Consider the following 10,355-nt stretch of genomic DNA (forward strand, 5'->3'; position numbering starts at 1 on the left):
CAATCACTCAAATGTATACCGTTGCTCTGCAGTTACCGATGCGCTCAATAATTGATTGAATGTTTTTATAGCATCGAAATTTTGAGTGATTGCTCCAGAAACAGCCAATCCAGAAACACCCACCGCTAAAAGATCCTTCACATCTGCAGTTGTAATACCTCCAACACCAATAATGGGAATTGGCGTTTCCAAAATATCCGTAATGGCAGCATAGCCTTTTAAACCCAAAAGAGGCCCCAAATTTTCTTTAGTATGTGTATCCCTAAAAGGACCTAAACTTAAGTAATCGATGGGTTTGTCGAGTAACAATTCACAATCCTGTAATGTATTTGCGGTACCACCAATCATTTGCCAAGTATACAAATGCTTTTTTGCAACGGTAGGGCAAACATCACTTTTACCCAAATGCACACCATCTGCTTTTACGGTTTTCGCAATTTTGTAACAATCGTTAATAATTAATCGCGTTTGAAAATGGGACGTAATCTCCCGTGCCTCATTAGCAATCTTTAATATTTTTTTTTCTGAAACGTTCTTCAAACGTAATTGTACCAATTCTGCACCACTAGAACACGCTTTCTGGATGTTTTCTAAATGCGCTTTTGGGGAAATTCCTTGAGAAATATAATGTAGTTTTGGTATGATCATATACATCTTAGAGTATTAAAAAATTTTTTTTTCGATAATTGTTTAGCTTACCGGTATGCAAATATACTTTAGATTGTTTTAGTATTCTACTTGGGCTTTTGATCGTATGCTTTATGACCTCGGAAATTTCACCAACCTCACAATTTCAAATGTATAACATTTCAGCTAAATAAAATATCAAATAAGAACATACATCTCTAATTATGAGTAAATTATAATCAAAATTCTGAATCTAATTACTTACTTTTATACAAATCAATTCAATATGTATTCGAACAGCAAATGCAGGTTTAAAACAGACTTTTATTACAGCTTTTTATATCGTTAAAATCTTAATGCAATCCCATTGGGTATTACATCATATCTATTATGTAAATTGCATAAATTTTAGAAACAAAAATTAAAAGCTCTAAAAGTCTGTGCTCAAACTTAAATTCTTAAAAAACAGTATCACTGGATTCTTCCTGTTTTTCTCATTGATCCAGTCATTGCACGCACATATTTCTGATGGTCATGTCAAGATAGAAAGAGAAGCCTATCGCTTGCTTAGGGCTCAAAAAGCCACTGGAGATTTATCAGATGGTGAGACCATATTTCAGTTTTTGGTGGCTAATGGTTATATAAAAGACAATGAAGACGCTAACAGTGCCTATCCAGATTTAGATTTAGGCAGGCAATTCTTGTCAGATCGCCAAATTTATCATTTTATGGCAAGCAGTCGCTATGTCATGCAGGCTCTACGACAGTATGATGCTATTGATGCCCAACAAGCCTATATCTTAAAACAAGCTCTGCCAAACTGCATCAATATGGTGTACACGTTGCTCAGGGAAACCATAGATAATCCAGAGGGAGCTAGTGAGGCTGGTAGAGGTATTTATGTGCTTATGCATGCCATTACAGATTCTTATTCACGAGAACATACCATAAGGGACCAAGAAACATTTGATCTCATAAATATTAAAAGCTGGCAGTTGTCTCGTTTATTTTGGCCAGAGGCTGCAAAACAATTGGAAGAGGATGATGGTTTCGGAATCGAAACAATGGTTTTTTTACATTCCATTAAAGGTAAGGCAGATGAAGAGTGGGAATACGAAGACGGTTCTCTTAGGCCAGAGGCTATTGCAGCAGCTAATGCTATTAAATCTGTACTGGTCACGATTTATAAGGCTGTAAAGGATACATCAATAGTTGATGAACTCATTACAGATTACATTGGTAACCACTTCAAACCTAAAATCGCAAAAGTAAAGAGCAACCAATTTATCTTTTTGGGTGCTGAAGAAAGCGAGACTTTTAAATTGAGTTATGACGAAGGTTATGCAAATAATTACAATGTACTTAAGCTAGATCGATATCCATTCTTTTCGCATATGCTGTATTATCAAAACAGTATCAATAATACCAATAGATCTTCATTTGGTTATGAAATTGGATATCATGTCGCACCACGAGCTGCATTTTCATCAACTTCATTTTTTCAAAGATTGCCTTACGCATTTACTCTAGCCATCAACGAAAACACCTCCATATTAAAACAGGCAAGTGTATTAGAATCCATACAAATCAAGGCAGCTGCTAAGATTGGCTTGTATTTACCTCTAAGAAATCTGGTTTTAGAACCTCGTTTGGGTTATGGCTTTACACCTTTTTATGAAAATCAGTCTATTTCTGGGATGATAGCAGGATTTGATGTAGCCTTCAATTTAGGACGTGATAACAATAGAAAACGAACCAAACGCTTTGCCATTGGCTATGAATATGACTCTTCAGGCTTACATGGCTATAATAGTATTCTACTCAAAATTGGCTATAACAGTTGGCAAGGACGCGTGATTAGAAAATAATCAAAGTAATATTTAACAAATTGTAAGACTCATTAGTTATTATATCAATCACTAAAAGTTATAATAACTATTCTAAAAGAGTTAAGAACTCCTGTTGCAATCCTTTAGCTTTGTAAAAAATCAACATTATGAACATTAACAAATATGTATTAATAGTCATTGCGATGGCATCCATCTTATCTTGCAAAATAAGCAAGGAAGATTCCAACGTAAAAAAATTAGATGCTTCGGAAAAGGAAGACATAAGAACTGAAAGTACTGCAGACACAGTGCAAACCACCGTAGGGCAATTGATTTTGCCAAAACCTTACGCTACGGAATCTGTAAGAAAAAGAAACGATTTGATCGATTGGCCAAAAGGTCAAATGCCAACTGCTCCAGAAGGATTTACAGTAACCAAGTTTGCTGAAGACTTTCAAAACCCACGTTGGACCTACATCGCACCAAACGGAGATTACTTCGTATGCGAATCCAACACAAGAAACAGTGCCAACCGCATCACCATTTTACGTGATTCAAATAACGATGGCAAAATGGAACTACGCCAAACCTTTATTGATGACCTCAATCAACCATTTGGAATGTTAGTTGTTGGGAATTCATTTTATGTTGCAAATACTGACGGACTTTACAAATACCCATACCAAACAGACCAAACATCCTTAAACGCTTCCGAAGGAAAAAAAATAGTTGACCTTCCAGCTGGTGGTTACAATAACCACTGGACGCGAAATATCATTACCAACAGCGCACAAGATAAAATCTACATTTCAGTAGGTTCTGCAAGTAATGTGGCTGAGCATGGTATGGATGAAGAAATTAGACGTGCCAACATTCTAGAAGTAGATTTAAACGGAGAGAATGAAGTGATCTATGCGAGCGGATTAAGAAATCCCGTAGGTATGGATTGGAATCCTGTAAATGGCGAATTATGGACTGCAGTAAATGAACGTGATAAATTGGGTGACAATTTGGTGCCAGATTATGTAACGAGTGTTCAAAAAGGCGGATTCTATGGCTGGCCATATGCGTATTATGGTGCCATTCCAGATCCTAGATTAGAGGGCGAACGTCCAGACCTTGTGGCAGAAACCATCATTCCAGATGTGTCTGTTGGTCCGCATACTGCATCATTGGGACTTACATTTTATACAAAAGATAGTTTTCCTTCGGAATATAAAAACGGAATCTTCGTTGGGCAACATGGCTCATGGAACCGTTCTATTCTATCGGGTTATGCAGTGAAGTTTATTCCATTTGAAAACGGAAAACCAACGGGAGAACCACAAGATTTCCTGACTGGTTTTATTGCAGAAAGAGATGGGACTGATGCCTACGGAAGACCAGTTGGCGTTACCGTAACACCTGCAGGTGATGTTTTGGTAAACGACGATTCTGGTAATGTGATCTGGAAAGTGAGTTACACAAAATAAAACCTTCAGCATAAAACAGTTGTTTAAATTTATGAGCATTAAAATTTTAAAAACCATAGCGATTACATGGCTAATCGCTATGGTTAATTTTTTATCGGCACAAACCATTACAGGTACAGTCACTACGTTTGACGATGTGGGCATTTCGGGAGTTGAGGTACGTATGAATAATGAGGTATTGACGATGACCTCTTCGGAAGGTGTCTTTACGCTACCAAATTCCGTACAGTTGCCAGCAGTTCTTACGCTTAAACATCCAGACTATTTTATTAAAGTGGTGACGATTTCCGAAGATAATTCTGTTTTTAAGCTCTATCCTTTAGAACAAACCCAAGATCTTAATGAGGTCATTATTTCATCAACCTACCAAAAGGAAAGTAAGGTGCTTGTGCCCACAACCAAGATTAGCGCTCAAAAAATGGAAACCTATAGTCCTGTAAATCTCGTAGATGCTATTAACGAAACACCTGGTGTCTATATACAAAGTGGCGCGATCAATACCAATAGAATCGTGATTAGAGGTGTTGGCTCACGTACCTTGTATGGCACCAATAAAATACGTGCCTATTTTAATGGCATTCCCATTACTAACGGAATTGGTGAAACTGCCATCGATGCCTTTGATCCCGAAGATCTTGAAAATCTAGAAATCGTCAAAGGTCCCAAAGCCACACAATACGGAACTAATTTGGGTGGCACACTGTTGCTCAATTCCAAACAGGTTGCAAAAGGGGAGACGTTTGTAAAAAACAATGTGACTGTGGGTAGCTTTGGGATGTTGAAAAATAATATTTCCGTAGGAACAGCAAACGAGAAATTGGCATTCAATCTCAATTATGATCATTTGGAGTTGGACGGATTTCGGGAGAACAGCAACTATAATAGAAATGCGGTATTGCTTACGTCCAATTATAAAATCAATGACCGCAATGAGCTTGGCATCCTCATCAATTACACCAACTACGAAGCACAAATTGCGAGCTCTATTGGCAAAACTGCTTTTGAAGAAGATCCAACGCAAGCAGCTTTTACCTGGAATGCAGCACAAGGGTATGAGGATAATGAGCAGGTGTTGATTGGTCTTAATTACACCCATAAATTTAGTGAGAACTTTAGCAATACCACATCCATTTTTTATAGCTATCTCGATCATTACGAACCGCGACCGTTCAATATTTTAGATGAATATACCAACGGTTATGGCGCAAGAACGCTATTTGCCAAAGACTTTGGATTTCTGGATCAAGGCACAAAGGCGAATCTTAGTTTTGGAGCAGAGTTTTACAAAGACCAATACAATTGGCAAACCATAGACAATTTGTATGAAGATAATAATGGCAATGGCAGTCTGGAAGGAGAACTCTTAAGCGATAATATAGAAGATCGGGATAATCTCAATGTGTTTGCAACGTTGACTGCACCAATTACCGACAAATTAAAAATCCAGTTGGGACTGAATGTGAATACCACCAATTATAAGTTTACAGATACCTTTAATGTGGGTGAGAACAACACCAGCGCCAATCGTAATTTTGATCCCATCGTTGCGCCAAATGTCAATATACTGTATCAATTCACACCCAATATTAACGCGTATGCCAATTGGAGTAGGGGATTTAACTATCCGTCCATTGAGGAAACGCTCACACCAGAAGGCATTATAAATGCAGACTTAGGTCCGGAAACGGGTTACAATTATGAAATCGGTAGTTTGGTGTACGCCTTTAAACGACGACTTAAAATTCAATGGAGCGCTTATCTTTTGGATATTGATAACCTCTTGGTGGCAGAACGTGTTGGCGATGACCAATTTATTGGTCGTAATGCGGGACAGACCGAACACAAAGGTTTGGAGTTGTCTGTCTCATATACCCAACCTTTTACTAATGGTTTTTCGGTTGCACCTTATATCAATGCAGAAATATCCAATAACACATTTATTGAGTTTATAGATGGTGACGTTGATTATTCGGGTAATGAACTCACAGGTGTGCCTAGCACTAAAATTAATGGAGGCCTCCAAATTGGGTTTAAGAATTTTAAAATCAATACCAATTTGTTACATATTGGTGACATGCCATTGAACGATGCCAATAGTTTATATTCTGAAGCTTACACTGTGCTCAACACCAATCTATCTTACAAAGACAACCTATCATCCCATTGGTCACTGCAACTTAATGCTGGTATCAATAATATTACAGATGAAAACTATGCATCCTCAGTATTAATCAATGCGGTAGGTTTTGGTGCTTCGGAACCTCGTTATTATTATCCTGGAGCGCCTTTGAATTGGTTTGGCGGATTGAAAGTTGGGTATGGATTTTAGAGTTGTGGAGTAATAACGAAATCGAAATACCTAAAGGCTTATAATTAAACAAGCGGTTCTTTATATAATTTTTGGTAGCATGTACTAAATACACTATAAATCAAATCACTACAATATTTTAATTCCAATTTTTCAAAAATATAATTGTAACTTTAAGGACATCCATAAAAACTATATCATGTCTGAAAACCCACAAGATCCAACTTGGCCAATACCAAAGTTTTACTTTATGGTAGATTGGGGAGCAACAACAAATATTCCATTTCAAGAAGTGAGCGGTTTGGATATAGAATCTGTACCCATAGAATATCGTCATGGCAATAGCCCAGTGTTCTCAAAAATTAGTATGCCTGGAATGATCAAGAATAGCAATGTGACCATGAGAAAAGGCGTTTTTGCAAACGACAATGTGTTTTGGGATTGGTTTACTAAAATAAAAATGAACACGATTGAGCGTCAAAACATCGTCATAAAATTGCTGGATGAAACAGGACATCCCACAATGACCTGGACGCTTCAAAATGCATGGCCAACAAAAATAAGCGCAACAGACCTTAAACCAGATGGGAGTGAAGTGGCAGTAGAAAGTATTGAAATAGCCCACGAAGGACTAACGATTGCTAATGGATAATTATAGATAGATCTATTCAACTCAAAAAATAAAACCATGAAAATAAAATCACTTCTTTTATTTGCGCTAATAGTGTTCAGTTATAATATTAGTATTGCTCAATCAGCACATTTAGTCACTATTGGTGAACCAGAACGTTTATATTCTAAGATTCTCAAAGAAGAGAGAAACATCTGGGTTCAAGTTCCAGAAAGTGCAAATGCTACAACGAATCACCCTAATACCTATCCTGTGGTATATGTGTTAGATGGAGGCGAACATTTTATGTCGGTTTGTACGGTAATCAATCAATTGTCACCAGGCTCAGTTCCAGAAATGATTGTGGTAGGTATTGAAACTTCAGAAAACAGAACCAGAGATTTGACACCTACCAAAGTAAAGGAAGCTCGTGGATCTTCAGCATGGGTAAAAGAGTCGGGTGGAGGAGAGCGCTTTACCAATTTTATGGTAGAAGAATTAATCCCGTATATCGATAATACCTATCCCACAGCAAGCCATAAAACATTTGTTGGGCACTCGTTTGGTGGATTGCTAGTGGTGAATACCTTAATCAATCATCCTGAGGTATTTAATAATTATATTGCGATAGATCCAAGTTTATGGTGGGACGATGAAGTGCTCACGAATGACGTCACGGATAAATTATCAAGCGAAACCTACACAAACAAATCGCTATATATTTCTATTTCAAATCCGTTACCACCAGATACTGAAAAAGATCTGGAAGCCCTCATTAAGGATCAATCGATGAATACTGAAGGTTTACGTGCTTTACATCGATTTTCAACAACCATTTCCGAAGCAGGAAAAAGTCCGTTAAATTTCAAGTACAAGTATTATGAAAATGAAGATCATGGGACGATTCCGTTGATTTCTATATACGACGGAATGCGATTTTTGTATCCTTGGTATAAAATGAGCGGGAAATTGGTAGATGTGATTCAGAATCCAGATACATCAACAGAAGCACTTAAAAAAGCATTTGATACGCGTTTTGATATGCTCTCCAACAAATTAGGCTATCAAGTATCTCCAGAGGAGGAGATGCTGAATAATCTGGGATCTATGTTTATGTCCAATTCTCCGGAAAAATCACTTGGCTTCTTAGAAATGGCTATTGAGTATTATCCAAATAACGCCAATGGTTATGAAGGGATGTCCGATTATTATGAATCCCAAAATGATATCAAAAATGCTATTGTATATGCTGAAAAAGCGTTTGCCATAAGTGGTTCCGAAGATCATAAGAGTAAACTGGAAAAACTAAAAAATGAATAGCGTTTTATAATTACAAGTCTTGGGATTTTTCAAAAGAAAACCTGTATAATTCATTGATTAATATAAAGCACTAAAGTATTATCATAAACTTTTATAAAAACGACAATCCACACCTTTAATTTTGACTAATTTTGCGCACTTCTATAGATGCGCTAGTGTAGTCGTGTCTTGAAGAATGAAACCTTAGATAGATATTCTACATGATCGATAATGCCTCAATTAAATCAGTTACCATAAAATTATGTTTAATTATCATGTGTTGTTCTTCCGCAGTTATGGAGGCTCAAACCATTGATAAGCTTAAAGAGATTTTTACCTTTTATCCCAATAAAAAAGCGGTCGCTCGGGATTCTACGATTTATAGACAAAAATTTATTGCAGCACCCGTGTTTACCTATAAGCCAGAAACCAATTTTGCCTTCGGAACAGGTGCCAAGTATCTTTTTAAATTCAACGGAAGTGGTGACGAAACGAGGGTTTCCAATATGCCAATTACTGCACAGTACACGCTGAATAAACAGTATTTTCTCTATTCAGGATTTGAGATATTCACCAATCAGGAAAAATGGGTCATTGAAGGAAACCTACTTTTTCAAAACTATCCACGTTTGTTTTATGGTTTTGGAAGCGATGCTCCCAAAAGTGCCGAAGAACAATATGATTACTATCAGTTTCTGGTAGAACCGATTTTTCTAAAGCAGATGTTTCATCGGTATTTATTTATAGGCGCTGGTTTTCGCTATAACCATATCTATAAAACAGAATTTGAACCAGACGGACTCATCGCACAAAATCAGCCTGATGGATTTAACGGGTCAACGTCTATGGGAGCAGAGGTAGCATCGTTATTTGATAGTAGAAGTAATATTCTTAACGCACAAGATGGTTGGTATTTAGAGTTTACCTATGGCCAATACGGAAAGGTGCTTGGCGGTACCAATACCTTTAATTTAACCCGAGTAGACCTGAGACATTTTGTAGATATTTCTGAAAAAAATGAGGATATCCTGGCATTTCAATTTTTTGGACGCTTTACCCGTGGCGATATTCCGTTTTCTGAATTTTCCTTTTTTGGCGGAAGCGATATTATGCGAGGCTACCAAGAAGGACGCTTTGTAGATCGTGATTTACTGGCGACCCAAGTAGAATACCGAAAAAACTTCAAGAATTCACGATTTGGTTTGGTTGGTTTTTTAGGAACTGGCGATGTCTATCATAATGTGGACGAATTTCAATTCGGAAACCTAAAACCAAACTATGGTGCTGGTGTTCGGTTTTCTATCGACGAAAAGGAAAATCTAAATCTGCGTTTTGATGTCGGTTTTGGTGAAAAAACCAATGGCTTTTATTTTAGTATTGCAGAGGCGTTTTAAGATACCTTGTCTATTTATACATAAACATATTCTACTATCCTGTTTTCAGGTAATGCCAGTGCAAACCTTGATAGGGTGTAACTTAGGCGTTTACTTATGAAATTCTTAACACTTCAAGTATCAGATTCATAGCGCAATTTCTTTTCTTAACCATTTGATTCCTGTAAGTTTGCAAAGAATTATAATAACATTACAAATAGATAATTATGAGTAAAGTAAAGGAAAATGATGTTGTAAAAGTACATTACAAAGGTAAATTAAGTAATGGACAAGTGTTTGACAGTTCATTTGAAAGAGAACCCATTAAAGTAGAACTTGGTAAAGGACAACTTATTCCAGGTTTTGAAAAAGGACTCTTAGATATGGAAGTCAACGAGAAGAAAACCATTACTATTGACAAGCAAGAAGCGTATGGTGAAATCAATAAAGACTTGTTTCAAAAAGTACCAAACTCTAATCTACCAGAGACCATCGAGCCAAAAAAGGGTATGGAATTGGTAGCTTCAAGACCAGATGGTACTGAGCAAAAATTACTTGTGACAGAGGTTAATGATGACCATATTATTGTAGATGCTAATCATCCTCTAGCAGGACAAGATCTAGAATTTGAATTGCAATTGGTAGAAATTTTTTAAGCCAATATTTTTATAAAAAAAATTAAAGACGTTTTATCTCATTGGTAAGACGTTTTTTTGTTTTAGTACGTTTTACTTGTTTGCGTTATGTAATTTGAGCTTTGCTTATAAATCTTTTTTTTAGTTCTGAAATCGTGAATCTTATAATTCGATTTGTTAAAAAGCGAAAGTTTAATATATC

Annotated in this window: 8 protein-coding genes; 7 read left to right on the forward strand and 1 reads right to left on the reverse strand. The window is 36.7% G+C overall.

Features of this window, described 5'->3' with window-relative positions; genetic code table 11:
* Positions 1-3: 3 nt before the first annotated feature.
* Entirely contained in the window at positions 4-648 is a 645-nt protein-coding gene (locus GQ40_RS04610; RefSeq protein ID WP_047546168.1) for a thiamine phosphate synthase, read from the reverse strand.
* Positions 649-1,067: 419 nt separating this feature from the next.
* On the opposite strand from GQ40_RS04610, the gene GQ40_RS04615 reads away from it, so the two are divergent.
* The 7 genes from GQ40_RS04615 to GQ40_RS04645 all read left to right on the forward strand — a co-directional run bounded on the left by GQ40_RS04615 (position 1,068) and on the right by GQ40_RS04645 (position 10,174).
* On the forward strand, positions 1,068-2,495 hold the full coding sequence (locus tag GQ40_RS04615; RefSeq protein WP_156115510.1) for a hypothetical protein: 1,428 nt from the start codon (positions 1,068-1,070) through the stop codon (positions 2,493-2,495).
* A gap of 128 nt (positions 2,496-2,623) precedes the next feature.
* On the forward strand, positions 2,624-3,928 hold the full coding sequence (locus tag GQ40_RS04620; RefSeq protein WP_047546172.1) for a PQQ-dependent sugar dehydrogenase: 1,305 nt from the start codon (positions 2,624-2,626) through the stop codon (positions 3,926-3,928).
* 31 nt (positions 3,929-3,959) lie between these two features.
* Positions 3,960-6,257: a TonB-dependent receptor family protein gene (locus tag GQ40_RS04625; RefSeq protein ID WP_047546174.1), complete on the forward strand. Its 2,298-nt coding sequence runs from the start codon at positions 3,960-3,962 to the stop codon at positions 6,255-6,257.
* A 178-nt stretch (positions 6,258-6,435) separates the two neighbouring features.
* Positions 6,436-6,888: a phage tail protein gene (locus tag GQ40_RS04630; protein WP_047546176.1), complete on the forward strand. Its 453-nt coding sequence runs from the start codon at positions 6,436-6,438 to the stop codon at positions 6,886-6,888.
* Positions 6,889-6,924: 36 nt separating this feature from the next.
* Complete coding sequence (locus GQ40_RS04635; RefSeq protein WP_047546178.1) at positions 6,925-8,166, forward strand: alpha/beta hydrolase-fold protein; 1,242 nt, start codon at positions 6,925-6,927, stop codon at positions 8,164-8,166.
* A gap of 254 nt (positions 8,167-8,420) precedes the next feature.
* Complete coding sequence (locus GQ40_RS04640; RefSeq protein WP_231565541.1) at positions 8,421-9,539, forward strand: BamA/TamA family outer membrane protein; 1,119 nt, start codon at positions 8,421-8,423, stop codon at positions 9,537-9,539.
* A 206-nt stretch (positions 9,540-9,745) separates the two neighbouring features.
* A complete protein-coding gene (locus tag GQ40_RS04645; protein ID WP_047546183.1) occupies positions 9,746-10,174 on the forward strand; it encodes a peptidylprolyl isomerase in 429 nt (142 codons plus the stop codon).
* Positions 10,175-10,355 lie beyond the last annotated feature (181 nt).

Source organism: Psychroserpens sp. Hel_I_66 (assembly GCF_000799465.1).
Taxonomy (GTDB): Bacteria; Bacteroidota; Bacteroidia; order Flavobacteriales; family Flavobacteriaceae; genus Psychroserpens.